The organism is Novosphingobium sp. 11B, from assembly GCF_054589055.1.
Map to the genome: position 1 here is coordinate 24256 of NZ_BAAILP010000191.1, position 25648 is coordinate 49903.

A 25648-nucleotide genomic window follows, 5' to 3' on the forward strand; every position below is an offset into this window, starting at 1 on the left:
CGCCTTCGATCCAATTGCAGGCAATGACCGGATCGAATTTTACATCACTTTGAATTTATAGTGTTTTGTCGTTCGTTGCCACGTGGCAACAGATCAATCGACCTTCCCGGCGCGGCTTTCCCAGGTGCGCAAAACGTCCTGTTCAATGTCATGGCAGACGTCGTTGAGGAAGCGTACGCACCGATTATGGACCTCATGCGAGGTGACCGGGCGGTCGAGTTCGAAGACCGTCTTCATGCGCGAACTGGCATTGTCGATCTCGGCGCTGACCTTGAGCACCGAGCCGATCATCGAGCCGCCGAACACCTGCCGCATCATCGCCAGGATCTCGCGGTGCATGGACTTGCTGTCGTCCACACGGCTGGCGACGAGGCGGATGAAATTGTAGGCAGGCCTCACCCTGCCCCCCAGCTGCTCCAGCTGCTTCATGGTGGTACGGGCCATGTCGATGAAAGACACGGTCGATGCGAAATCGATCACGCTGGGCGGCGCGGGGATGACCATGGCGTTGGCAGCCTGAAGCACGGCCATCGACACCATGCCCAGTGCCGGCGGCGGATCCATGACCACGATGTCGTAGTCGTCCACGACCTCATCGATCGCCTGGGCAATGATGTCGATGATATCGAAGCTCTGGTTCTGGGCTAGGTAGCCGGCGATCTCGTACTCAAGGTTATAGAGCTTGAGATTGGCGGGGATCAGATCGAGCCCGAAGAAATGCGTCTTGCGGATGATCGAACGCACGCCGAGCAGTTCGGGATTATGGAAGTGCCCATAGAGCGTGTCGTCCTCTCCGAGATCAACGTCGGGGCGATAGCCAAACATCATCGTCGAACTGGCCTGGCTGTCGCAGTCGATGAACAGGACACGGTAGCCGCGGATCGCGAAGTGCTGCGCCATGTGCAGGGCGAGCGTGGACTTGCCGACGCCTCCCTTGAAGTTCGACACCGAAAGGATCGCCGGAGTATCGCCCGGCGCGCGCCACGGCCGCGTGCCGAAGACGGCGCGCATGTGATCGAGTTCCTCCAGCGTATATTGTACCCGGTGCCCGGACGCGGTGCGGTCTCGCTCGGGCAGGCGGCCGTCGCGCTCGGCCTCGCGGATCGCCGAGGCCGTCCGCCCGACCAGGGACGCGGCCTTGGAGATCGGGTAGGAGGGACCGACCTTGTGGCCGGTCTCCGGATCGAGCGCGCCGTCGCGAATACGCTTGAGGATGGTGAGAGCCTTGCGGTGAAGCAGGCCAAGGCTATCTTCCAGCAGTTCGTCGCCGCTGATGTCAGAAGGAGCAGGGGTCGTCGCCATAGATACCCGTCTTGTGAGTTTGAAGCCCGACCCTACCCGGGTTGGAAGTTTCGAGCAACGACCGTCCACCAGTGTTACAAAACCACCGATGATCTCCGTGCTTTTTGCCCCGAAAAGAACGAAGGCGGCTATTGCCTCGATTCGCGCGACCGATGATCTCGGTGCCGTTGGCGACCTGCAGACGCAAAATCGCCCTTCAGGGGCAGCGCATCCCGATCGTTTGCGAACGCAGGGGCGAGGTTTTCCCCAAAGACCGATGATGACGGTGCCCAGCGATGATGACGGTGCGTTTGAACGATGATCTCGGAGCGGTTGGGACCGATGATCTCGGAGCGCATACCTATTACAAGAATCCCTAATCAATATCCGATTCGCGAATCGGCTTGATTGAAAAACAGGGAAATTTGGCAGTGGCGCGAAAAAGGCACCGAGATCATCGGTGAGCTTGTAGGTTTCAACCGCCAATTCCTGCCGAAACTGCCAACCTCCTTGCCAATCAGGCCGAAACCTGTTGTCTAAGCGGGACATTACAGGTCCCTGAGTCGGGGCAGAGCAGGGCGACATGAACGGAGATAGCAGCAAGCCGATCGGACACCAGTACGCGCTCGCCATGCTCGATGGCGGCGAGGCGCGGGTGCGTTCACTTGCCCAGGCTGCCGGATCGCAATTGACGATGGATGCGTTTCTGCGCGTCCACGACGAGGAACCGGTTCCGGCGTTCCTCCATTCGGCGCTATGCGCCATGTCGCTGCCGACCAAGCGGCCCAAGGACGAGACCCAGCCCATCCTGCGCGAGGATGGCAAGTATGCGCTGGCCATCAATCCGCGTCCCGTACTGCAGACGGTGGACGGCAAGCCGGTGCTGCGCAGTCTCGGCGTGCCGTATGGCGCCTATCCGCGCGTCGCGCTCATCTATCTGCTGTCGCAGGCCGTCTCGAAGCGGTCGCGGGACGTCTATCTCGGGCGCAACTTCACCGAATGGATGCGCAGGCTCGGCTACCAGACCGTGTCCTATGGACCGCGCGGCACGGCGAACCGCATGCGCGAGCAGGTCGATCGCCTGCTCGCCTGCGAATGGCAGATCCGCTGGGACGGCACAGAGGCGGGCGATAATGCGTTCGCGGTGCGCGACGTCAAGATTTCCAACGAATATGCCGGATCGCTCGAGAAGAACGGGGCCTTCGCGCGCGAAATCCGCATGTCGGAAGGGTTCTATTCGCACCTGATCGAGCATGCGGTGCCGCTCAACGAAGTCGCCATCCGCGAACTCAAGGGCACGCCCACGGCGCTCGACCTCTATACGTATCTGGCCTATCGGCTGCCGCGTATCGGCGTGGACAAGGGGCAGACAATCTCCTGGGACCAGCTGGCGCGCCACCTCGGCAACGACGCGGACAGCAAGCGTTTCCGCCAGACCGTGCGCGAGACCATGCAACTCGTCTCGGCAGTCTACCCGAACGCCAATATCGACATGTCCGGGCGAAAGGTCGTGCTTTATCCCTCGCCGGCGCCGCTGGAGCGCAAGCTGGTCGGACCGCATCTGCGGCTGCTGGGCGCTCCCGCGGCAAAAGAGGCACCGAGATCATCGGTCCCGGCGAAGGGCAGCGGCAAGCTTCGGCCGGATTCCGGAAATGCCGCGTCCGACGAACCCCTGCTCGACTTCCCGAACGGCAGCATGAGCTTCGGCGCGCGGGAAGCCGCGTTTCGCAAGATCGGCCTGGACAAGGGCCATCCCTGGGCGGTGGACCAGATGGCCGACGCATTCCGCGCCGGCTTCCCCGGGATTTCGCGCAAGCGCAGCGAAACCGAGTGGTTGCGGGTGTGGGACGCCTTCGTCGTCAGCTATGCCAGACGGCGTAGCGCTACCGAGGCCGAATGACCGATGATGTCCGAGCCGTTTGACGGCTGCGGGCACGCCATGTCACTCGCCTGACAGTTCGATCAGGCTGCGGAAGTTGCGCGTCGTCGGAGAGGCATCGCGCAAATGCAGCATCAAGAGCTGGCTGGAGAACGGCATCTCGATCGACCGGAAGGTCAGCGTATCGACATTGAAGCGGGCAAGCGAACGCGACAGGATCGTGATCCCGAGCCCTGCGGCGGTAAGCCCCACGAGTGTACCGAAGCTGTCGGCCTCCAGCGACACGGTCGGACGGAAACCGAGTTCCTCGCAATGGAGGCCGAGCATCTCGTTGAAGCCGGCGCCGTTCATCGAACTGAAGAGGATCAACTGTTCGCCTTCGATGTCGGCCAGCGTAAGCGGGCGATCGTACCGGGTGAACGGGTGATCGCGGCGCATCGCCAGCATCATTCCCTCGCACTGGAGCGGAAGCATCTGCATCTGCGGCAGCAGCGTCAGCGGTGAGAAGGCGCGCAGGATACCGATGTCCAGCGTTCCGCGCTCGACGCCGCTGATCTGGTCCTCGCGCGGGAGTTCGTGCAGTTCGACGCTCACTTCCGGAAACTTCGCCCGGAACCGGGCGAGTGCGTCCACCACATAAGGGGTGAACGGCACCGAAGGCGAGAAGCCGAGGCTGAGACGGCCGACCTCTCCGGAATCCGCCAGCCGGGCAATGCGGGCGGCGCGGTCGGCCTGCGCCAGCGTCTCGCGCGCGTGCGGCAGGAAATGCAAGCCGGCCCGGGTCAGCTTGACGCTCCTGCTGGTGCGTTCGAACAGGCGCACGCCCAGTTCGTCCTCCAGCGCGCGGACCTGCTGGCTAAGGGGAGGCTGGGAGATTCCCAGGCGCCGGGCTGCGGCGCCGAAGTGCAGTTCCTCGGCCACGCAGATGAAGTAGCGCAGGTGCCTGAGCTCCAAGGGTCATGCTCCGATTGATAGGTTTTGGATATTGATCATGCGTCCATATATATTGGACAGAAAAGATCCAAGCGCGCATCGGCGATCCCGTGAGGGGTTCCTCTCACGATGCGGCCGGCCAACACCGCTCCCGAACAACAAGGCGGGTGACCGATCCGTTTCCTGACCCGGCATCGCCGGCCGGGCTTTCGTCTTGCGCCTCGGGCGCGGCGGGGCAGGGCGGTGCGGCCGGTCTACGACGAGGATGGCGTTGAAGGGGTCGCGAGGCGCGGATCGACCGTGTCTTCGCGGCGCATGGAGAAGTCGATGATCGGTATCGTCAAAGTCGCCCTGAACCGCCCGCTGACGTTCATCGTCATGGCCATCCTGATTGCCGTCGGCGGTATACTCGCGGCGTTCAGAACGCCGGTCGACATCTTTCCCGAGATCAAGGTTCCGGTGATCGCGGTCGCCTGGCAATATGCGGGTCTGCCGCCGCAGGACGTCGGCGATCGCATGATCACCCCTTACGAACGCGTGCTGACCACCACCGTCAACGACATCGAACACGTCGAGAGCCAGTCCTACCAGGGCATCGGCATCGTCAAGATCTACTTCCAGCCGGGCGTCGATATCCGCACCGCGACGGCGCAGGTCACCTCGATCTCGCAGACGATCCTCAAGCAGCTTCCGCCGGGTGCGACGCCGCCGCTGATCCTCAACTATTCCGCTTCCACCGTGCCGATCCTGCAGCTTGCGCTATCGGGCAAGGGGCTGACCGAGCAGCAGCTTTTCGATCTGGGCCAGAACCAGATTCGTCCGCGCCTCGTCACCGTGCCCGGCCTTGCCATGCCGTTCCCGTCCGGCGGCAAGCAGCGTCAGGTCCAGATCGACCTCGATCCGCAAGCGCTGCAGGCGCGCGGGCTTTCAGCGCAGGACGTCGGCAACGCCATTGCCGCACAGAACCAGATCAACCCGGCTGGTTTCGTGAAGATCGGTGCGACCCAGTACAGCGTGCGCCTCAACAACTCGCCGAGCACGATCGACGCGCTCAACGACATCCCGGTCAAGGTCGTCAACGGCGCCACCATCTATATGCGTGACGTCGCCTACGTGCGCGATGGCAGCGCGCAGCAGCAGAACATCGTGCATGTCGATGGCAGCCGCTCGGCGCTGCTGACCGTGCTCAAGAACGGCGCAGCCTCGACGCTGGCCATCGTTAACGGGGTGAAGGAGGCCATGCCTTCCATCCAGCAGACGCTGCCCGACACGCTCAAGGTCCTGATCGTGGGCGACCAGTCGCTGTTCGTGAAGGCGGCGGTCAGTGGCGTCATCCACGAAGGTGCGATCGCCGCCGCGCTGACCTCGCTGATGATCCTCCTGTTCCTCGGCTCCTGGCGCTCGACGGTGATCATCGCACTGTCGATCCCGCTGGCGGTGCTGGCCGCCGTCATGGCGCTGGCGATCTTCGGGCAGACGCTCAACGTGATGACGCTGGGCGGCCTTGCGCTCGCGGTCGGCATCCTCGTCGATGACGCGACGGTGACGATCGAGAACATCAACTGGCACCTCGAGCAGGGCAAGGGCGTCGTGGAATCCATCCTCGACGGCGCGGCGCAGATCGTGACGCCGGCGTTCGTCTCGCTGCTGTGCATCTGCATCGTCTTCGTGCCGATGTTCTTCCTGCCGGGCGTCGCGGGCTATCTTTTCGTGCCGATGGCGCTGTCGGTGGTCTTCGCGATGATCGCCTCGTTCATCCTGTCGCGCACGCTGGTGCCGACCATGGCGATGTACCTGCTCAAGCCGCATGCCCCGCACGGCGAGAACCATCACAACGCCGGAGAGCCAGGCTCGCGCAACGTGTTCGTCCGCTTCCAGCGCGGCTTCGAGGCGCGGTTCGAAAAGGTGAGGGCGGTCTACATCAGCCTGCTGCGCCGGGCGTTGGGATCGAGCAAGGGCTTCATGATCGGCTTCCTTGCGATCGTGCTCGTCTCGTTCGGACTGATGCCATTCCTGGGCAGCAACTTCTTCCCGGCGGTCGATTCCGGGCAGATCGCCATGCACGTGCGGTTGCCCGCAGGCACCCGCATCGAGACTTCGGCCTCGCGGTTCGAGGCGATTACCAGCGAGATCCGCCGGATCATTCCGGCAGAACAGCTTGGCACCGTCACCGACAACATCGGCCTGCCGGTCAGCCCGCTCAACACCATCTATTCGAACAGCGGAACGATCGGTCCGCAGGATGGCGACGTTCTGGTCACTCTCAAGGAAGGCCACCAGCCGACCGAGCAATTCGTCGATCGTCTGCGTGTGGAAATGCCGCGCCGCTTCCCCGGCGCCACGTTCGCCTTCCTGCCCGCCGACATAACCAGCCAGATCCTCAACTTCGGTTCGCCTTCGCCGATCGACATCCAGATCGCGGGCAAGGACCAGGACGCCGCGCGTATCTACGCGCACAAGCTGATGACCAGACTTTCGCGCATTCCCGGGATCGCCGACATGCGGCTACAGCAGCCCGCGCGCTCGCCGCAGCTTGACGTGGAGGTCGATCGGGCACGCATCGGTCAGTACGGACTGAGCGAAAGGGACGTGACGACCAGCCTTGCCAGTTCGCTGGCCGGCACGGCGCAGACCGCCCCTCTGTTCTTCGTGAATCCGGAAAACGGCGTGTCCTATCCGGTCGTGGCGCAGGCGCCGGAGTATCAGGTCGGTTCGATGAACGCGCTGTCGGACATCCCGGTCTCGGGCACTGCCGGAACGCCCACGCAGCCGCTCGGCGCGCTGGCCTCGCTTACCCGGTCGAGCACGACCTCGGTGGTCTCGCACTATAACATCCAGCCCGTGATCGACATCTATGCGACCACGCAGGGCCGTGATCTCGGCAATGTCGCGGCCGCCGTACAGTCGGCCATAGATTCGCTCGAGAAGGAACAGCCCAAGGGTTCCAGCGTCACGATCCGCGGCCAGTACCAGACCATGAACACCGCTTTCTCCGGCCTCGGCTTCGGCTTGCTGGGGGCGATCTTCCTGATCTACCTGCTGATCGTCGTGAACTTCCAGAGCTGGGTCGATCCCTTCGTGATCATCACCGCGCTGCCCGCCGCGCTTGCCGGGATCGTATGGATGCTCTTCGCCACCGGGACCACGCTTTCGGTGCCTGCCCTTACCGGCGCGATCATGTGCATGGGCGTGGCGACCGCGAACTCGATCCTCGTCGTCAGCTTCGCGCGCGAAAAACTCGCCGAACTGGGCGATGCCACCAAGGCGGCGATCGAGGCGGGCCTCGTGCGCTTCCGCCCGGTGCTGATGACCGCGCTTGCGATGATCATCGGCATGGCGCCGATGGCGCTCGGGCTGGGCGAGGGCGGTGAGCAGAACGCCCCGCTCGGCCGCGCGGTGATCGGCGGCCTGATCTGCGCTACGATCGCAACCCTATTCTTCGTCCCTACCGTGTTCAGCTTCGTCCACCGCCGCCGCACCCATGGCGACGAGCAGACCCGTTCGATGGAAATGCAGCCCAGCCATGCTTGAACCCGAGATCACTGAAAACACCGCTTCCGTCCCCGGCCCGTCCAGCGGAACGCTGAAGAAGGTCGGCATCGGCGCCGCCGTCGTCGCGCTGGCCGTCGTCGCCTTCGGCGTCGCGAGCCGGATCAGCGCCACCAACGACCTCGAGGCGGTGGCCGCAGACGCTGCGGTTCCGACCGTCACCGTCGTTTCGCCCGCCACGGCCGAGGGCGGCGACGGGCTCGTCCTGCCGGGCACGATCCAGGCCTACAACAGCGCCGCGATCAACGCGCGGACCAACGGCTACGTCCGCCGCTGGCTGGCCGACATCGGCGATCACGTGAATGCCGGGCAAACGCTCGCCATCCTTGACGCGCCCGAGATCGACCAGCAGCTGGCACAGGCCAAGGCGGACTACCAGACGGCGCTCGCCAACCAGCGCCTTGCCGCGACGACATCGAAGCGCTGGCAGTCGATGCTGGCGCAGGATGCCGTCTCACAGCAGGAAGCGGACGAGAAGGCGGGCGACCTCGCGGCCAAGACCGCGCTGGCGAATGCCGCGCTGGCCAGCGTGCGCGAACTCAATGCCAAGCGCGGTTTCACCCAGCTTTCCGCGCCGTTCAGCGGTGTCGTCACCAGTCGCTCGGCCCAGATCGGCGCGCTGGTGGTGTCGGGCAATGCTGCCTCGCAGCCGCTCTTCACCGTCTCCGACGTACACCGCATGCGCATCTACGTGCGTGTGCCGCAGGTCTACTCTTCGCAGATCCATGCGGGGATGAAGGCCAGCCTCGATCTGCCCGAATTCGCAGGCCGCGATTTCGAGGCGTCGCTGACCCGCTCGGCCAATTCGGTCGATGCCCAGTCGGGCGCCATGCTGGTCGAACTGCAGGCGGACAATTCCGACGGCGCGCTCAAGCCCGGTGCCTTCGCCCATGTGCGCTTCGCCATCGACGGAGTTGGCGGTGGTTTGCGCCTTCCCGGCAGCGCGATCATGGCGGCGGAGGACGGCCCGAGCGTCGCGATCGTCGGCAAGGACGGGACGGTCACGCTGCGCCGCGTCACCATCGCCCGGGACGAGGGCAAGACCGTGCTGGTCTCGGTAGGCCTGAAGCCCGGCGACAAGGTTATCGATTCCCCGCCGGACTCCATCCGCACCGGTGACCGCGTCCGCGTCGCCGCGCCGGACGGGAAGGGCGCCAAGGAGGCCGGCGGCAATGGCTGACCCCATGGTTGACAGGGGCAGGGGCATGCTCGCCCGGACGCTGGGCCTGTCGGTCGCTCTCGCGCTGGGCGCCTGCTCGATGGCACCGGACTACCAACCGCCGCAGACCGCGGCGCCCGCGCAGTTCAAGGAAATGCCCGGCTGGGCCGCCGCGACTCCGCGCGATGCAGAGGGCAGGGGGCCTTGGTGGGACGTTTACGCCGATCCCACGCTGGCCGATCTCGAGGCACGCGCGGCCAAGGCCAGTCCGACCCTTGCGGCAGCCCTTGCGCGGTACGACGCCGCGCGCGCTGCGGCGCGGGTGGAGCAGTCCGATCTGTTCCCGCAAGCGGGCGTGAGCGGGCAGGCTTCGCGCGAGCGGCTGTCGGCGAACCGGCCGCTCAGCACCGGAAGCTCCCGCAAGTATAATGACTATACCGTGGGCGGGTCGATCGATTACGAGCTGGACCTGTGGGGCCGCATTCGCAACCAGGTGAAGGCGGCCACGGCGGAATCGGATGCGAGCGCCGCCGATCTCGCTTCCGCGCGCCTCAGTCTGCAGGCTGCGGTTGCGGACGCCTATTTCCGGCTGCGCGGGCTCGATGCGCAGGCGCAAGTGCTCGACCGTTCGGTCGAGGCTTTCGCCCGGGCTTATGACCTGACCGACAAGCGGCACACCGGCGGCGTCGCCTCCGGGATCGACGTCAATCGCGCCCGCACCGTCCTCGGCAATGCGCGCGCGCAAGTGGCGACGATCGCCAACCAGCGCGCCGCCACCGAGCACGAGATCGCCGCGCTCGTCGGCGAAGTGGCGTCCGGCTTCGATCTGCCGGTGGCGGTCGGCGATTTCACGCCGCCCGCGCCTCCGGCGGCGACGCCGTCCGATCTGCTGCAGCGCCGCCCGGACATCGCAGCTGCGGAGCGGCGGGTCTTCGCCGCCAATGCCCGCATCGGCGTGGCCAAGGCGGCGTTCTTCCCCTCACTGACGCTGGGCGCGGCGGGGGGATGGGAAACCACCAATGGCCAGTTGCTGACGACGCCGAACACGTTCTGGTCGCTCGGTCCGCTCACCAGCCTGCTGACGATCTTCGACGGCGGCCGCCGCTCGGCGCAGGTCAAGATCTCGCGCGCGGACTACGAGGAGACGGCAGCGGACTACCGCGAAACGGTGCTGACCGCCTTCCGCCAGGTCGAGGATGCGATCGCGGCGATGCATCACCTTTCCTCCGCCGCCGTCGCGCAGAAGGAGGCGGCCGACGCCGCGCAGCGCACGCGGGACATTGCCATGTCCCGCTACCGCGACGGTGCGGCCGGTTACCTCGACGTGGTGACGGCACAGACCGACGCTCTCGATGCTCAGCGCGCCTACATCTCAGTTCAGACGCAGCGGATGCAGGCGAGTGTAGCCTTCGTGAAGGCGCTTGGCGGCGGCTTGACGGAGTTTGGCGGCGCCATGTCGGGCGATTGAGCCAATATTAGGTCAGTTGAGCCGGAGTTCGCCCTGACGCGTTTCGCTTCGGCCCGGCGGGGCGGGCTGGTGCATGGCGGCCGATCGCCCCATCAGGCACCGGGCTCCGCCGACCAGCGTATAGACCGCATGCCGCCCGGCTCCGCGGTTCTGGTGATCGACGCGGAAGCCCTGGTAATGGCGCCGGACCAGTCCGGCCTGCACCAGTTCCGATACCGCGCGGCTCAAATTGGTCTTGCCCGATTTGCGGATACGCTCGTGCACTTCGGCGGCGATCACCGCTTGCGCTGCGGCCGGTTCAGCCGGGGCTCTGCCGGATGAGAGCAGATCAAGGCGCACTTTTTCAGCCAGCATCAGTCGCTTAGGATCGCGCGCACCCATCGGAGCGAGGGCGTCGCAAAGCCAGTCGCGCAGCAGGGTAGTGCGGCCCTCGCGCAGGATGAACGGCCCGGCGCTGCCATCGGGCCGCGCGATTTCCGCGATAAGGCTCAGCACCATGAAGGCATAGCGCGGCCGCGAACTTGTCTGTGCCACGCGGTCCAGCAGGTCCGCCATGTCGCTGGCCTGCCCGCGATGCGGGGAGAGGGGCGTGTGAAAGAACATAGCGAGGCAAAATAGAGCACATAAACGGAATCGTGAGAATCCCCTTTCCGGGCCGCGCTTCGCTTTGTCAGCAATGACACTTTGCCGCCGGTAAAGTGTCACGGGTGAAGGTTTCCCATGAGCCGCTGATTCGACCATCACTGCGGACCTCTCAAGCCAATCCGCGCAGCGCCGTCATTTTGCGACATTTGATAGAATTGGTAAGACCGAATGCAATATTGCGCTCGGTCTTGGGCGCCTCAGCCAAGTGCATGTGCCGCGAACTTCGGCTGATTCCTGAGTAAAAGTGTCATTTCCGGCACTTACCTCATGTCTGATGGCGCGCGCTTCGACAAATCGCCACGGCGAATGGCAACAGGAGCATCATCGCCGGGAAGATGTTGGCTACCACTGCTTCATTCCAGGCCGCCCCCCTCGTATGGTCCGCAAGCCGATCACGGGACGAAAGTCTTGCAATTGGCCGGACAGGTTTCCGCTTCGAGGAGACCTGGGGAACAATGGCCCCGCCACAAGAACGGGGTGATCGCCGGTCATTTCCCGAACCGCGCGGCTCGCAGGCCGCGTGGGGGAACGGCCGGAACGGTAAGACCAATGATGGGGATGATGTGATGAGGCTGCTTTCGTCTGTACTTTTGTGTTCCGCCAGCCTGGCCGGTCTCTCGACCCCCGCCCTTGCGCAAAATGCGGATACTTCCGCTGACGAAGCGGTCGCCGGCAACGTCATCATCGTCCAGGCTCGCCGCCGCGACGAGGCGGTGCAGGATGTTCCGGCAGTCATCGACACGGTTACGGCGGACGACGTGGCCAAGCTCAACATCCGTGACTTCAAGGAAGTCTCCACCCTCGTCCCCGGCCTCCAGCTCACCACCGAGGCGAACGGCGTCGGCGGCGGCGGCCGCCTGCGCGGCGTCAACTTCGACGTCTCGGCCAGCGGCACCAACCCGACGGTCGAATTCTACTTCAACGACGCGCCGATCACGGCGGGCGTGATCCTGCAACAGATGTACGACATCGGGCAGATCGAAGTGCAGCGCGGGCCGCAGGGCACGCTGCGCGGCCGCGCCGCGCCTTCGGGCTCGATCACCATCGGCGCCAAGAAGCCCGACCTCTACTCGGTGGGCGGCTTCACCGATATGACTGCCAACGATATCGGCACGCTCAACTTCAAGGGTGGCTTCAACCTGCCCATTATCGAAGGCATCGCCGCGATCCGCGTCGCCGGTGTCTGGGACGAGAACGAGGCCGACCGCGTCCGCCCGATCACTTCCGCGCGCGATCCCTTCCAGCGCACCAAGAGCGGCCGCATTTCCGCTATCGTGCAGCCCACCGACTGGCTCAAGTTCGAGGGCATGTACCAGAAGATGGACCGCAAGGCCCGTCTCTACGACCAGGTCGCGTCCTTCAGCGAAGTGAACCCCGACGCAGCTGCGAGCCCGGTCTATATCGACAGTTCGGACCGCCGCTCGATCATGGAATCGCCGCGTCCGATCCACCAGATCTACGACATCTACAACTGGCGCGCGGAGGCATCGGGCTTCGGGCAAGTGCTGATCTATCAGGGCCAGCACTATACCCAGAAGATCACCGGCATCGAAAATTCGGACGAGGCCAACTTCTTTTCCGCCGGCACCGTTCAGGATACGTATTCGTCGCCCAAGGCGACCTCGCATGAAGTGCGCCTGCAGAACGACGCGCGCATCGCCGACATCTTCGATTACGTCGTCGGCTTCTTCGACTACAAGAACGACAACCCGACGACCCTCAACCGTCCGACCATCCTGGGCTATCCGACGAGCGCGACGACCGGTGCCATCTTCGGCATCGTCAACACCGCGATCCAGCGTACCAATACCAGCCACGAGCAGTCGTTCTTCGGCAACCTGACCGCGCATCTGGGCGAGGGGACCGAAGTTTCCGGCGGCGTGCGCCACATCTCCTACACTTCGCAGAACGGCTTGTTCATCAATGGCGCCTCGACCGCCACGACCGGTCAGGACGCGAAGAAGTGGATCTACTCGGCTTCGGTGAAGCACAATTTCTCGCCAGACTTCATGGTCTATGCGAGCACGGGAAGCTCCTGGCGGCCCGGTATCAACGTGGTTGGCGATTTCAGCCAGCGCATGTCGGAACTGGAGGAGAGCTTCGTCAACCTGCCGCCGGAAAGCTCCAAGTCCTATGAGCTGGGCTTCAAGAGCACGCTTCTGGGCGGCCGCATGCGCCTGAACGCGACGGCCTACCACCAGAAGTTCAAGAACTATCCGTACCGCACCGGCGGACGCGGGGTCTACTTCGTGGACTACACCAATCCGGCCAACCCGGTGGTGACCCAGTTCAACTTCGTCGGCGCCGTCCCGGTCGAGGTCAACGGCATCGAGGGCGACGTCTCGATCGACGTGATGGACGGCTGGAACCTGGGTCTCGTCGCCAGCTACTCGATCGGCAAGATCAAGAGCGGTACGGTTCCATGTAACGACCTCAACGGGGACGGCGTGCCGGATGTGATCACGTCCGCGCCTTCGCTGCCGGTTCTGCAGGCTGCGGTTGGCAGTGACAACATTTCGGCTTGCCAGGTCAACCAGCGCTCCGGCTTCCAGGCGCCGTTCAGCGCAACGCTGACCAGCGAATACAGCTTCGCGGTGAGCGATCACGTCAATGCGTACGTGCGCGGCCTGTTCAACTTCTTCGGCAGTTCGCGCGTCGACCCGGTGAACATCTACGACAACCTCGGCTCTTACGGTCTGGTCAATATCTTTACCGGCATCCGCGACGCCAAGGGGGCGTGGGAAGTCTCGCTCTTCGCCAAGAACCTGCTGGACACCACCAAGACGCTGACCCGGACCGACCCGCTGTTTACGTCCTATCGCAACATTCTGGCGGGTGGCGCGGCGACCACGTTCACCAGCACTTACAACGGCGTGACCACCACCGCCCCGCGCGAGTTCGGTATCAACGTCCGCTACGCCTTCGGCAGCCGCTGAGACGCCAAGGACTTCGTCATTGCGAGCCGCGAAGCGGAGAAGCAATCCAGGGCAGCTTTACGTTGCTCTGGATTGCTTCGCTCCGCTCGCAATGACGAAGTGAGGCGGACTTTCGCTAATTCGCCGTTTCCCCTGCCAGTAGAGCGGGCAATCGGCGGCGCAGCAGCGCCACGAACAGGCTGACCTTGGGCGACAGGTGCTTGAGGCGCGGATAGACGGCCCAGATCGGCTCGTCGTTCGGGCATTCTCCGGCCAGCACTTCCTCCAGCCGGCCCTCCGCGATCGCCGAGGCCGTGTAGAACGCGGGCAACTGGCATACCCCCATGCCTTCCAGCGCCGCTTCCAGCACCATCGTTCCGTTGTTGCAGCGCCAGCGCCCTTCCGGACGAAAGGTTTCGCCGCGCTGGAAGTGCCAGAGCGCGGCCGAGCCGACGAGACAGTCGTGCTCCTTCAACTCGGCGATGCGTTGTGGGCGCCCCTTCGCGGCGAGATAGGCGGGGGCGGCGACGGTGACCATCGCCCGCGAAGCCACCCGCGTCGCGACGAGGCGCGAGTCCTCCAGATGCCCCGTGCGGATGGCGATGTCGTAGCCGTCGCGGATCAGATCGACGACGTCGTTGTCGAGGTCGCAGGCGATTGCGAGCCTGGGATGCTCACGCGCATACTCGCGCAAAACCGGGCCGATGAACCGTTCTCCCAATGTGTACGAGCAGGTGATGCGCAAGTTGCCGCGCGGGCTACCCTGCGCGGTGACGGCGGCGATGGCGTCCTCGCGCTCGGAGATCAGGCGGCTGCCGGTCTCGTAGAAGATGCGGCCCGCTTCGGTCAGCCCCAGCGAGCGAGTGGTGCGATGGAACAACTGGCTGCCCAGCTTCGCCTCCAGCCGGGAAACGGCGCGGCTCATGTGCGTGACCGAAGCGCCGAAGCTGCGTGCGGCGGCGGTGAAGCTGCCGGTCCGCGCCACCGTCACGAATTCCTCGATGCCGTCCCATGCTCCAATCACGATTTTTTCCACTCGGTTATAATGCTTTTCCCAAGAACCCCATTAACGACAATCCGGCAAGGCGCTAGAACCCGCGGCGAAAAGGAGACACCCCGCATGAAGACCCGCGCCGCCGTTGCCTTCGAGGCGAAGAAGCCGCTCGAAATCGTCGAAGTGGACCTGGAAGGGCCGAAGGAAGGCGAAGTCCTAGTCGAGATCATGGCGACCGGCATCTGCCACACCGACGCCTACACGCTCGACGGCTTCGACAGCGAGGGCATCTTCCCCTCGATCCTCGGCCATGAAGGCGCCGGGATCGTGCGCGCGGTGGGACCGGGCGTCACCAGCGTGAAGCAGGACGACCACGTGATCCCGCTCTACACGCCAGAATGCCGCCAGTGTAAGTCGTGCCTCTCGGGCAAGACCAACCTGTGCACCGCGATCCGCGCCACGCAGGGCAAGGGCCTGATGCCCGACGGCACCAGCCGGTTCAGCTACAAGGGCCAGCAGATCTTTCACTACATGGGCTGCTCGACCTTCTCGAACTTCACCGTTCTGCCCGAGATCGCGGTCGCCAGGATACGTGAGGACGCGCCGTTCCAGTCGTCGTGCTACATCGGCTGCGGCGTCACCACCGGCGTGGGCGCGGTGATCAACACCGCCAAGGTGCAGGTGGGCGACAACGTCGTTATCTTCGGCCTCGGCGGCATCGGCCTCAACGTGATCCAGGGCGCGCGGCTTGCCGGGGCGAACAGGATCATCGGCGTCGACATCAATCCCGATCGCGAGGAATGGGGCCGCCGCTTCGGCATGACCGACTTCCTCAACACCAAGGGCATGAGCCGTGAGGACATCGTCGCCAAGATCGTGCTGATGACCGACGGCGGCGCCGACTACACCTTCGACGCCACCGGCAACACCGAAGTGATGCGCACCGCGCTCGAAGCCTGCCATCGCGGCTGGGGCACCTCGATCATCATCGGCGTGGCCGAGGCGGGCAAGGAGATCGCGACGCGCCCATTCCAGTTGGTCACCGGCCGCAATTGGCGCGGCACCGCGTTCGGCGGCGCCAAGGGCCGTACCGACGTGCCCAAGATCGTCGACATGTACATGACCGGCAAGATCGAGATCGACCCGATGATAACCCACGTCATGGGCCTTGAAGAAATCAACAAGGGCTTTGACTTGATGCACGCGGGCGAATCCATTCGCTCGGTCGTGGTCTTCTGAAGAGGGAAATTTCGATGTTCACGCATATCATGGTCGGCGCCAATGACGTTCCGGCCGCCAAGACCTTCTACGATGCCGTTCTCGGCGCGCTCGGTCATGGCGAGGGCAACTTGATCGGCGAAGGGCACGGCGTCGGATACGCGACGTCCGGCGGCTTCTTCGCGGCGGTGACCCCGCGCGACGGCAATGCGCCGAGCTTCGCCAACGGCGGCACGATCGGCTTTGCCGCACCCGGCCCCGAGGCGGTCGATGCCGCCCATGCTGCAGGTCTCGCTGCAGGCGGCACCTGTGAAGGTGCGCCCGGTCCGCGCGAGATGTTCCCTGGTGCCTACGGCGCGTACTTGCGCGATCCGACCGGCAACAAGCTCTGCATCTGGCAGGCACCGAAGGCCTGATGCGATGAGCCTGGAGACGATTTCCACCAACCGCGGCCACGGCGGCACGCAGGGCGTCTATCGCCACGACAGCGCCGAGACCGGAACGCCGATGACGTTCTCCGTCTTCGTGCCGGACCATGAGCCGGGCACGAAGCTGCCGGTACTATGGTATCTCTCCGGGCTCACGTGCACGCATGCGAACGTCACCGAGAAGGGTGAGTTTCGTGCAGCATGCGCGCAGCATGGCGTGATCTTCGTCGCGCCGGATACCAGTCCGCGCGGCGACGACGTGCCCGACGATGAGAGCTACGACTTCGGCAAGGGCGCCGGCTTCTACGTCGATGCGACGCGTGATCCCTGGGCGCAGCATTTCCGCATGCGCTCCTACATCGAGGCCGAATTACCCGCGCTCGTCGCGCAGCATTTCGCGGTGGACACTGCGCGTCAGGGGATCACCGGCCACTCGATGGGCGGCCATGGTGCGCTGACGATCGCGCTGCGCAACCCGGATCGTTTCCGCTCGGTCAGCGCCTTCTCGCCGATCGTCTCGCCGCTGAACTGCCCCTGGGGCGACAAGGCGCTGACGGGCTATCTCGGCGATGACCGTGTCGGCTGGCGTGCCTATGACGCCTGCGCGCTGATCGAGGATGGCGCGCGCGTTCCCGCGCTGCTGGTCGATCAGGGGACGGCGGACGGCTTCCTCAACGAACAACTGCGCACGCCGCTGCTCGTCGCGGCATGCGAGAAGGCGGGGCAGCCTGCGACGATCCGCATGCAGGAGGGGTACGACCACTCGTACTACTTCATCTCCACGTTCATGCCCGAGCACGTCGCCTGGCACGCGGAGCGCCTTCGCGCCTGACTTTATCTCTTTCGTCATTACGAGCGAAGCAACCTGCCGCGGCAAGGCACTGCACTGGATTGCTTCGCTTCGCTCACAATGACGGAGGGTGTTTCCCTCTGATGCCTTACCGCGGCATGGCGACGCGCAGGGCCATCAACGCCCTGCTAGAATGACCGGGGCGATCTGGCGGCTGGCCACTTCGCGCAGGACGAAGCTGCTGCGGATGCGCCGCACGTGCGGGAGCACCGACAGTTCCTTGCGGTAGATCATGTCGTAGTCCTCCAGCGACTGCACGTTGAGGATCATGAGGAAGTCGGTGTCGCCCGTGACGAAGGCGCAGAACTGCATCGACGGGCTCTGCAGCACGGCGTTCTCGAAGTCCTGCAGCACCGATTCCGTTTGCGCGACAAGTTCGATCGAGACCATAACCAGCGTCCCGTAGCCCAGCGACCGGACGTTGAGGTTCGCGGAGTAATGGGTGATGTAGCCCGCTTCCTCCAGGATCTTGCGGCGACGGGCGACCGCCGTGCTCGACAGATGGACCTTCTCGCCCAGCCACACGTCCGATGCGCGCCCGTCGGAAACGAGGGCACGCATCAGCTTGAGGTCGGTATCATCGAGTTCATGCTGCGCGGGCTTGCCGCGCGCAGCATCCAGCCAGTGCAGTTTACCGGACTGCATATCCATCTTGTTGAGCGCCCCTTTTTTCAACTTCGAAACCATAGTGCCGAATGTCCTTTGGATTTCAAACAAAAGGGCGTGGGAGGGTGCGTTATTCCGACAGAATGTTGTCGAACCATCCGGTATCGCCACCGATCGGCATCCCGGCGGGGATCGGCGGGCGGGGGCGGCTCTGCTTGCCGATCTCCAGTGCGAGGCGTCCAGGGTCGCGCAGCAGCGCGGCCATCGAAATCTGCCACAGCGCATCCTCGGAACTGCCCTTCGCCTTCGCGAAGCCGCTGGCGGTTTCCTTGAGGTAGCCGTCGAGCAGGGCAGCGACGTCGGCGGGGGTATCGGCATCGGCCCGCGCCGCGGCGATCGCCAGCAAGGTCGCCTGCGAAATCCGGCGCGACACCGCATCGCCGTGCGCGGCCACGACCGGGGAGAGCTTACCCAGCAGCGTGCCAACGCCGGGCTGGCCTGCGTCGTAGCCGTGCTGGATGTGCAGGCGCGTCAGGCGCGCCGGTGCGAGCAGGCTGTCGAGCGTGACTTGCGCGGCGACTTGTGCGGCGACGAGCGGATCGAACACCGCCGCGCCCGCGCCGCGCATGACTTCGGGCATAGCCTCGGCGTCGGGGCGGGCGCTGCTGCCGCTCGACAGCATCATCGCGAGTGATGCGGGCACCGTCAGGACGCTGGGCGAAAGCGTGCCGACAAGCGCGTCGATCGCCTCCAGTTGCTGCGCGGCGGGGACCGGAGAGGGCGCGCTGCGCCCGTCGCCGACGACGGCGTATTCATAGTTCACCCCGCCCACCAGCTTGCCGGTGGCGTCGATCGAATAGCGGTGGAACAGCCAGATCGGCACGAACTTGCGCCGCAGGTTGGACAGCGGCTCGCCCGACAGAAGCACGCCGGGGCCGAAGTTCGCCAGCGCGATGCGGCGGACCTCCATCGTGTGGGCAAGGTCGGCTGGGGTGTCGTCGCCCTCGGTCCACATGTTGACGCCGGGCACCGCGAGGTCGGGCGCGCGGCCATCGACGTCGGTGCCGAAGATCAGGCCTGCCTTGTGGATCGCATCGGCCTTGGCGGCGGCTTCCACGTCGCCGTTCACGCCGGGGGCGGGCTGGCCGTAGAGCCAATCGACGGTGAACTTGTCCCACTTACCGATGCCTGCGGCGTAAGCGTCGCCGAGGTCCAGCTTGCCACCGGCGATGGCGACCTTGGGTGCGGGGTAGTCCATCACCGAGGCGCGGTCCTGCAGGCTGGCCTTGAAGTTGTGGACGAAGCCGATCGCATGGCCGACCTCGTGCGCGCCGAGCTGACTGATGCGGGCGAGCGCGGCGCGGACCGGGTCGTTGGGGCCGCCGGTGTTGTTCTGTGCGGTGCCGACGAGACCCTCGAAGATGGTGATGTCCTGCCGTACGCGCAGGGCGCCAAGCACGACCACGCCCTTGACGATCTCTCCGGTGCGCGGGTCGATCACGCCGCCGCCGTAGGACCAGCTGCGGTTCTGGCGGTCGGTCCAGTTGACCACGTTGTAGCGCACGTCCTGCGGATCGACGCCGGGGGGCAGGATCTCCACCTTGAAGGCATCGACGAAGCCCGCCGCGTCGAAGGCGTCGGCCCACCAGCGCACGCCGTCGGCCAGCGCGGTGCGGATCGGATCGGGCGCGGCGCTGTCGATGTAGAAGACGATCGGCTTCTTGACCGGAGAGCGCGCGGCGGACGGGTCGGTCTTCTCCAGCCGGAAGCGGTTGGAATATTCGACCAGCATCGGCGTGCCCAGCGGCGTGCCGAAGTCATAGGCTTGCGTGGCGTGGCTGCCCGACCGGATGTCGAACTTGCGCGGCACGAAGCCGGGTTCGGGCAGCGCGATCAGCGAGGAATGGACGGTGACGCTGACCGCGCGGCCATCGGGGGCGAGCGTATCGAGTTCGCGGCCCGCACTGTCGGCGGTGAAGGTCTGGACCGTTTCGAGTTCGACGTTCTTCGGGAAGACCTTCACCGAGGCGGGATCGAGCGCGCTGAGCTTTTCCGACAGCTTGTAGCCCTTGGCGCTTTCGCCGATCGCGCCTGCCAGGTCCATCGCGTCGGTCATCAGCAGCGGGGTGAGGTCGACGGTGACGCCGCCTCCAGCTTCGCTCACCACGTCGAGCATGGCAACGGTGCTGAACGGGAAGCTGGCCTTTGCGCCCATCTGCACGCCCGCATCGCCGCTGGCGCGGAAGCGCGGGTTCTCGAACAAGACCGCCACCTTGCCGCCCATGCGGCGGAAGGCGAGCACCTTGGTATCGCCCTGCATGCCCCGGTCGATGCGGATCGCGGCGGAGCCGAGGCCGGTCTTGATCGCCTGCGTGAACAGGTAGCGGCCCGAGGTGCCGTCGGCGGCGGGGGCGGGCAGGGTGAACAGCACCTTGCCCTTGGCGGCATCAACCTGCACCGGCAGCAGCGAACCATCGGGCGAGGAGGAGACTGGGGCGGGCGCGGCCCATGCCGGAACAGCGGTCATGCAAGCTGCAAACGCGCAACTCGCGGCGAGGACGGGCTTCATGCGGGCGACGAATGACATCGTGAGTATTCCCCCTGTGGAGCTGGTGGCGAGCGCGTGAACCCCTCATCTCGCCGTTGCAGCAAAGCCTAGCGCAAACCTCGCGCAGCTTCCCCGAACTTATCGGGGTGGAATGGCGCGTCGTTGATGGAATCCTGCGCAGAGGATGAAAAAGCCGCGAAAATCATGCGCGAGTGCTCGGTCGCCTGCACAAGTCGCCTACCGCATCGGCGATGCTGCGCTGCATTTCGCGAATCACGGCGCGATCGGGTTCGGGAAAATGCGCGGGTTCCCGAGCACCCGCACCAATCTTGCGTAGATCACGATATTAACGCTGAAATCCATCAAGCGATCGGCAAAATAGCCGCAACTTTATTGGGATCATTCGCCCCCTTCCGGATAGTATCGACGGCATCAGGCAGCGATCCGGATCGGGGGCAAACCGAAATCCAAGACGGACACTGCCGGATGATGGGGTTCCCGCAAGGGTAGGCGGGAACGGGGAATACGGGTCTTTCATCAAGCGCTTTGCCGGCGGCACCGCGAGGGCGGTGAGCACATCCGTGTGCCTGGAGGAACCACGTCCATTCCCCGTCCATCGGGATGAGGGCGCCTGTGGCGAGAGATTCGGTCACAGGGAGTTTTTCGCGATGCGCAATGTAGTCCAGGCCTCGGGCCGATCCTCGCAGCGCCGAGGCATGATGGAAAGCTTTTCAGCGCGTTCGGTCCGTGCCCTGCTGCTGGCAGGCGCGGCAGTGCCGCTGCTGCTCGCCGCTCCGGCCATGGCGCAAGGCGCGCCGACGCCTGCGGATGAGGAGCCGGTCAACGACATCGTCGTCACCGGTTCGCGCATCGTCGGCGACGGCTACAGCGCGCCGACTCCGGTCGCGGTGCTGGGCGAAGCGGACATCGCCGCGCAGGCCCCCGCGAACATCTCCGACTTCGTGAACCAGATGCCCGCCATCGCCGGTTCGGGCACTTCTGGCACGGCATCAGGCGGGCTTTCGAACGCGGGTGCGGGCATCAACTCGATCGGCCTGCGCGGGCTGGGCGTCGGCCGCACGCTGGTGCTGGTGGACGGGCAGCGCTCGGTCGCCTCGACCGTGGGCGGCACGGTGGACATCAACACCATCCCGCAGGATCTGGTGAAGCGGGTGGAAGTCATCACCGGCGGCGCTTCGGCGGCCTATGGTTCTGACGCGGTGGGCGGCGTCGTCAACTTCATCCTCGACACCGGCTACAAGGGCTTCAAGATCGGCGCCGACACCGGCATCTCGACCTATGGCGACGCCTTCAACTACCGCTTCACCGGCACCGCGGGCTTCTCGCTGCTGGACGACCGGCTGCACCTGCTCACCAACGTCTCCTACTTCAAGCAGAACCGCGAGGAGGGGATCGACCGCGACTGGAACAATTCCGGCTACTTCCAGATCAACAACCCCGCCTATACCGCCACCAACGGCGAGCCGCAGCGCCTCGTCGGCAGCGGCATCGGTCCGGCGGGCTACACCTCGGGCGGCCTCATCACCAGCGGCCCGCTGCGCGGCACCTATTTCCTTGGCGAGGGGCAGACCGGGCAGCTCAACTATGGCACCGTCTCCAGCCCGTGGATGATCGGCGGCGACTGGCAGACCACACTCGCCGGCCATGTCGGCACCAACACCCTCGTTCCGCTCGATGAACGCCTGAGCGCATTCCAGCGCGTCGGCTTCGAGATCACGCCCGACATCGAGATCTTCGGGCAGTTCTCCTACAACCGCTCGGTCAGCGCGTCCTCGTACCAGCAGACTCCCAGCACCGGGGTGACCATTGCGGCGGACAATGCCTACCTGCTCAGCCAGTACCCCACCGTCGCGGCGCAGATGGCGACGCAAGGGCTGTCCTCGATCACGGTGGGCACCTCCAACGCGGGCTTCCCGATCCCGGGGAGCAACATCAGGCGTCAGGTCTATCGCGGCGTAATCGGCGCCAAGGGCAAGTTCGACCTGTTCGACAAGCCCATGAACTGGGACGTCTACTACCAGAAGGGCGTCACTAAGGCGCGCGAGGAGCTGACCAACACCTGGATGAACTCGCGCATGGCTCTGGCGCAGGATGCAGTGTTCGACGGTTCGGGCAACATCGTGTGCCGCTCTACCCTGACTAATCCGGGCAACGGCTGCGTGCCGATCGACCGGCTGGGCACCAATGGCCCTTCGCAGGCGGCGCTCGACTACATCTACAACGACGGCAACCAGCCGCTGCGCCACCAGACGATCAAGCAGGACGTCGCCGCCGCCACCATTTCGGGCAAGGCCTTCGCGCTTCCCGCCGGCGATATCGCCTTCGCTACCGGCGTCGAGTGGCGGCGCGAGCAGATCAACGGTTCGGTCGATCCGGTCTTCAACTCGGGCTGGCTCTACGGCAACTTCCGGGTCAACCAGGGCAAGTACGACGTGGCCGAGGGTTTCCTCGAACTCGACGTGCCGATCTTCGACGGGATGAACGTCAACGCCGCCGCGCGTGGGACGCATTATTCCACGTCGGGCTGGGTCGGCACCTGGAAGGTCGGCGCCAACTGGCAGGCGCTGGACTCGCTGCGCTTCCGCGGCACGCTGAGCCATGACATCCGCGCGCCCAACCTCGATGAACTGTTTGCTGCGGGCACTGCGCGTACCAATTCGGTGATCATCCCGACGGGCGCGAATGCCCCTCAGACCGGATCGCTGCAGTTCGTGCAGAATGCCTTCGGAAACCGTGCGCTCAAGCCCGAAGTGGCGGACAGCTGGACGCTGGGCGCGGTGTTCGAGCCCAGCTTCCTGCCGGGCGTCTCGCTTTCGTTCGACTACTACGAGATCAAGATCAAGGACGCGATCGGATCGATCACTGCGCAGCAGACGGTGGATCTGTGTTATGAACAGAACATCACCTCCTACTGCCCGAACATTCACTTCGTGAACGGGCAGCTGAGCACGATCGACCTCACCCCGATCAACTTCGCCCGCCAGCAGACTAAGGGCTTCGACATCGAGGCCAGCTATACCGCGCAGGTGGGCCCCGGCACCCTGCGCCTGCACGGGCAGGCCACGCACTATATCGAGAACGTGGTCGACGACGGCATCAGCTTCCCGATCGACTACGCGGGCGTGCTGGCGGGCGGCACGTATGCCTCGCCCGACTGGGTCTACCGCGTCAGCGCGTTCTACGATATCGATCCGGTCAGCCTGAACCTGGTGGCGCGGGGCTTCACCGACGGCGTCTACGGCAACGACTGGATCGAGTGCGATGGCGACTGCCCGGCCAGCACCGCACAGTACCGCACGATCAACGACAACTCGATCAAGGGCGCGGTCTACTTCGACGCCTCGGTGGACTTCAAGTTCCCGACGATGGGCGACGGCATCGGCCACCTGACCTTCATCGTGAACAACCTGCTGAACAAGGACCCGGTGCTCGTCGGCAACGGTCCGGACGGCAACAACGTACCCGCTTATGCCCAGACCAACCGCAGCCGCTACGACGTGATCGGCCGCACCTTCCGCGTCTCCGCCAAGGTCGAGTTCTAAGAGAGGATTTCGGATCATGAAGACCGTCAAACGCGCCGCGCTCGCCGCCGCCCTTGCCACCACCGCGATGATGGGCGCCCCTGCCCATGCCGCCGCGCCGCAGCCGCTCAAGGACGAGGTCGCCAAGGAAGTCGAGGCGCAGCGCAAGCAGATCCAGGTCATGGTCGACCAGATCTTCAGCTTCGCCGAACCCGGCTTTCAGGAAGTGAAGACCAGCGAATACCTCACCGGCATCCTCGAAAAGAACGGCTTCACGGTGACGCGCGGGGTGGCGGGCATTCCCACCGCCTTCACCGCCACCTGGGGCAAGGGCGGGCCGAAGATCGCGCTGGGCAGCGACATCGACGACGTGCTCGGCGTGTCGCAGACCCCCGGCCTGCCGTATCTCAAGCCCATCGTCGAAGGCGCGCCGGGGCATGGCGAGGGTCATAACTCGGGCATGCCGCTGATGGTCGCCGCGGCCATCGCGGTGAAGAAGGTGATGACCAAGCACGGCCTCGAAGGCCGCCTGATGCTCTGGCCCGGCGTCGCCGAGGAGCTGCTGGCGACCAAGGCCTATTACGTGCGTGCCGGGCTGTTCAAGGACGTGGACGCCTCGATCTTCACCCACGTCAGTTCCGATTTCTCGACCGGCTACGGCGAGATGGGGAACAACGGCATGGTCTCGGTCGAATACAGCTTCAAGGGCAAGACCGCGCACTCGGCGGGCATGCCGTGGGAGGGCCGCAGCGCGCTCGACGCGGTGGAGATCATGGACGTCGCGTGGAATTTCCGGCGCGAACACCTGCCGCTGACGCAGCGCTCGCACATGATCATCACCAACGGCGGCGGCCAGCCCAACGTGGTGCCGGACAAGGCCAGCATCTGGTACTTCTTCCGCGAGCGGACCTTCGCCGATATCCGCAAGCTTTACGAGACCGGCAACGACATCGCCAAGGCCGCCGCGCTCGCCACCGGCACTACGGTGAGCCAGCAGACGCTGGGCTATGCCGCGCCCAACTTCGGCAACAAGCCGCTGGCCGAAGCTGCCTATGCCAACATCAAGGCGGTCGGCATGCCGCAGTGGAGCCCCGACGACCAGGCTTTCGCCAAGGCCGCGCAGACCTTCAACGACCGCAAGATCGAGCCGCTGAAGTCGGAAGTCGCCGAACTCTCGACGCCGGAGAACCGCAAGCCCTCCACCGGTGGCGGCTCGGACGATATCGGCGACATCATGTGGGCGGTGCCGACGATCACCATCCGCTTCCCCTCGAACATCCCCAACATGATCGGCCACAATTCCACTTCGGCTTTCGCCATGGCCACCCCGATCGCGCACAAGGGCGTCGAGGCGGGCGCCAAGGCGGTAGCGATGACCGTGCTCGACATCCTGACGACGCCGCAGCTGGTCACCGACGCCAAGACCTATTTCACCGACGTCCAGCTGAAGACCGACACCTACGCGCCGGTGCTGACCGACAAGGACGTGCCCGCGATCTGGCTGAACGAGCGCAACATGCAACTCTACCGGCCGATGATGGAGAAATACTACTACAACCCGGCCAAGTACCCGACCTACCTCGACCAGCTGGGCGTCAAGTACCCCACCCTGACGAAGCCGGCGGAGTAAGCG

16 protein-coding genes are annotated in these 25648 nt (G+C 64.9%); 10 read left to right on the top strand and 6 right to left on the bottom strand.

Annotated elements, in window-relative coordinates:
- Positions 1-93 precede the first annotated feature (93 nt).
- Complete coding sequence (locus tag ACYPYD_RS17160; protein ID WP_008831478.1) at positions 94-1302, bottom strand: AAA family ATPase; 1209 nt, start codon at positions 1300-1302, stop codon at positions 94-96.
- A gap of 562 nt (positions 1303-1864) precedes the next feature.
- Between ACYPYD_RS17160 and ACYPYD_RS17165 the strand changes: the two genes are divergently transcribed.
- Positions 1865-3181 carry a replication protein RepA gene (locus ACYPYD_RS17165; RefSeq protein WP_036527087.1) on the top strand — a complete coding sequence of 439 codons (1317 nt, stop codon included), beginning with the start codon at positions 1865-1867 and terminating at the stop codon, positions 3179-3181.
- Between the two features lie 42 nt (positions 3182-3223).
- Here the strand turns inward: ACYPYD_RS17165 and ACYPYD_RS17170 are convergent, their stop codons facing one another.
- Positions 3224-4114 carry a LysR family transcriptional regulator gene (locus ACYPYD_RS17170; RefSeq protein ID WP_008831476.1) on the bottom strand — a complete coding sequence of 297 codons (891 nt, stop codon included), beginning with the start codon at positions 4112-4114 and terminating at the stop codon, positions 3224-3226.
- A gap of 306 nt (positions 4115-4420) precedes the next feature.
- Between ACYPYD_RS17170 and ACYPYD_RS17175 the strand changes: the two genes are divergently transcribed.
- The 3 genes from ACYPYD_RS17175 to ACYPYD_RS17185 are packed head-to-tail and all read left to right on the top strand — an operon-like array spanning position 4421 to position 10269.
- Positions 4421-7624 (top strand): efflux RND transporter permease subunit, encoded by a 3204-nt coding sequence (locus ACYPYD_RS17175; RefSeq protein ID WP_036527186.1) that lies wholly within the window; start codon positions 4421-4423, stop codon positions 7622-7624.
- Complete coding sequence (locus ACYPYD_RS17180) at positions 7617-8822, top strand: efflux RND transporter periplasmic adaptor subunit (protein WP_008831474.1); 1206 nt, start codon at positions 7617-7619, stop codon at positions 8820-8822. Before ACYPYD_RS17175 ends, ACYPYD_RS17180 begins: the two co-directional genes overlap by 8 nt.
- A gap of 4 nt (positions 8823-8826) precedes the next feature.
- The gene (locus tag ACYPYD_RS17185; RefSeq protein WP_459664413.1) at positions 8827-10269 is read left to right on the top strand and encodes an efflux transporter outer membrane subunit; all 1443 of its coding nucleotides are present in this window, start codon (positions 8827-8829) and stop codon (positions 10267-10269) included.
- A gap of 12 nt (positions 10270-10281) precedes the next feature.
- On the opposite strand, the gene ACYPYD_RS17190 is transcribed toward ACYPYD_RS17185, so the two are convergent.
- On the bottom strand, positions 10282-10824 hold the full coding sequence (locus tag ACYPYD_RS17190) for a hypothetical protein (protein WP_036527188.1): 543 nt from the start codon (positions 10822-10824) through the stop codon (positions 10282-10284).
- Between the two features lie 656 nt (positions 10825-11480).
- Between ACYPYD_RS17190 and ACYPYD_RS17195 the strand changes: the two genes are divergently transcribed.
- On the top strand, positions 11481-13850 hold the full coding sequence (locus ACYPYD_RS17195) for a TonB-dependent receptor (protein ID WP_036527094.1): 2370 nt from the start codon (positions 11481-11483) through the stop codon (positions 13848-13850).
- Between the two features lie 115 nt (positions 13851-13965).
- Here the strand turns inward: ACYPYD_RS17195 and ACYPYD_RS17200 are convergent, their stop codons facing one another.
- Complete coding sequence (locus ACYPYD_RS17200) at positions 13966-14853, bottom strand: LysR family transcriptional regulator (protein WP_236727383.1); 888 nt, start codon at positions 14851-14853, stop codon at positions 13966-13968.
- A 96-nt stretch (positions 14854-14949) separates the two neighbouring features.
- Here ACYPYD_RS17200 and ACYPYD_RS17205 point away from each other — a divergent pair, with 96 nt between their 5' ends.
- From ACYPYD_RS17205 to fghA, 3 genes are read left to right on the top strand one after another with little or no spacing between them, the layout of a single operon-like run.
- The gene (locus ACYPYD_RS17205) at positions 14950-16062 is read left to right on the top strand and encodes an S-(hydroxymethyl)glutathione dehydrogenase/class III alcohol dehydrogenase (protein ID WP_036527096.1); all 1113 of its coding nucleotides are present in this window, start codon (positions 14950-14952) and stop codon (positions 16060-16062) included.
- A 14-nt stretch (positions 16063-16076) separates the two neighbouring features.
- Positions 16077-16457, top strand: coding sequence for a VOC family protein (locus tag ACYPYD_RS17210; protein WP_036527099.1), 381 nt, complete (start codon positions 16077-16079; stop codon positions 16455-16457).
- A gap of 4 nt (positions 16458-16461) precedes the next feature.
- Complete coding sequence (gene fghA / locus ACYPYD_RS17215) at positions 16462-17301, top strand: S-formylglutathione hydrolase (RefSeq protein ID WP_036527101.1); 840 nt, start codon at positions 16462-16464, stop codon at positions 17299-17301.
- 135 nt (positions 17302-17436) lie between these two features.
- On the opposite strand, the gene ACYPYD_RS17220 is transcribed toward fghA, so the two are convergent.
- Positions 17437-18006 (bottom strand): Lrp/AsnC family transcriptional regulator, encoded by a 570-nt coding sequence (locus ACYPYD_RS17220; RefSeq protein WP_008831466.1) that lies wholly within the window; start codon positions 18004-18006, stop codon positions 17437-17439.
- A gap of 49 nt (positions 18007-18055) precedes the next feature.
- The gene (locus tag ACYPYD_RS17225) at positions 18056-20452 is read right to left on the bottom strand and encodes a zinc-dependent metalloprotease (RefSeq protein ID WP_231958320.1); all 2397 of its coding nucleotides are present in this window, start codon (positions 20450-20452) and stop codon (positions 18056-18058) included.
- Between the two features lie 689 nt (positions 20453-21141).
- On the opposite strand from ACYPYD_RS17225, the gene ACYPYD_RS17230 reads away from it, so the two are divergent.
- Entirely contained in the window at positions 21142-24036 is a 2895-nt protein-coding gene (locus ACYPYD_RS17230) for a TonB-dependent receptor plug domain-containing protein (protein WP_231958319.1), read from the top strand.
- A 16-nt stretch (positions 24037-24052) separates the two neighbouring features.
- On the top strand, positions 24053-25645 hold the full coding sequence (locus ACYPYD_RS17235; protein ID WP_036527105.1) for an amidohydrolase: 1593 nt from the start codon (positions 24053-24055) through the stop codon (positions 25643-25645).
- Positions 25646-25648 lie beyond the last annotated feature (3 nt).

Excerpts from the sequence above, each read along its gene's own strand:
- ACYPYD_RS17160 (WP_008831478.1), bottom strand. The coding sequence starts at position 1,302 with ATGGCGACGACCCCTGCTCCTTCTGACATCAGCGGCGACGAACTGCTG.
- ACYPYD_RS17165 (WP_036527087.1), top strand. The coding sequence starts at position 1,865 with ATGAACGGAGATAGCAGCAAGCCGATCGGACACCAGTACGCGCTCGCC.
- ACYPYD_RS17175 (WP_036527186.1), top strand. The coding sequence starts at position 4,421 with ATGATCGGTATCGTCAAAGTCGCCCTGAACCGCCCGCTGACGTTCATC.
- ACYPYD_RS17180 (WP_008831474.1), top strand. The coding sequence starts at position 7,617 with ATGCTTGAACCCGAGATCACTGAAAACACCGCTTCCGTCCCCGGCCCG.
- ACYPYD_RS17185 (WP_459664413.1), top strand. The coding sequence starts at position 8,827 with ATGGTTGACAGGGGCAGGGGCATGCTCGCCCGGACGCTGGGCCTGTCG.
- ACYPYD_RS17190 (WP_036527188.1), bottom strand. The coding sequence starts at position 10,824 with ATGGCGGACCTGCTGGACCGCGTGGCACAGACAAGTTCGCGGCCGCGC.
- ACYPYD_RS17195 (WP_036527094.1), top strand. The coding sequence starts at position 11,481 with ATGAGGCTGCTTTCGTCTGTACTTTTGTGTTCCGCCAGCCTGGCCGGT.
- ACYPYD_RS17205 (WP_036527096.1), top strand. The coding sequence starts at position 14,950 with ATGAAGACCCGCGCCGCCGTTGCCTTCGAGGCGAAGAAGCCGCTCGAA.
- ACYPYD_RS17210 (WP_036527099.1), top strand. The coding sequence starts at position 16,077 with ATGTTCACGCATATCATGGTCGGCGCCAATGACGTTCCGGCCGCCAAG.
- fghA (WP_036527101.1), top strand. The coding sequence starts at position 16,462 with ATGAGCCTGGAGACGATTTCCACCAACCGCGGCCACGGCGGCACGCAG.
- ACYPYD_RS17220 (WP_008831466.1), bottom strand. The coding sequence starts at position 18,006 with ATGGTTTCGAAGTTGAAAAAAGGGGCGCTCAACAAGATGGATATGCAG.
- ACYPYD_RS17225 (WP_231958320.1), bottom strand. The coding sequence starts at position 20,452 with ATGACCGCTGTTCCGGCATGGGCCGCGCCCGCCCCAGTCTCCTCCTCG.
- ACYPYD_RS17230 (WP_231958319.1), top strand. The coding sequence starts at position 21,142 with ATGCGCAATGTAGTCCAGGCCTCGGGCCGATCCTCGCAGCGCCGAGGC.
- ACYPYD_RS17235 (WP_036527105.1), top strand. The coding sequence starts at position 24,053 with ATGAAGACCGTCAAACGCGCCGCGCTCGCCGCCGCCCTTGCCACCACC.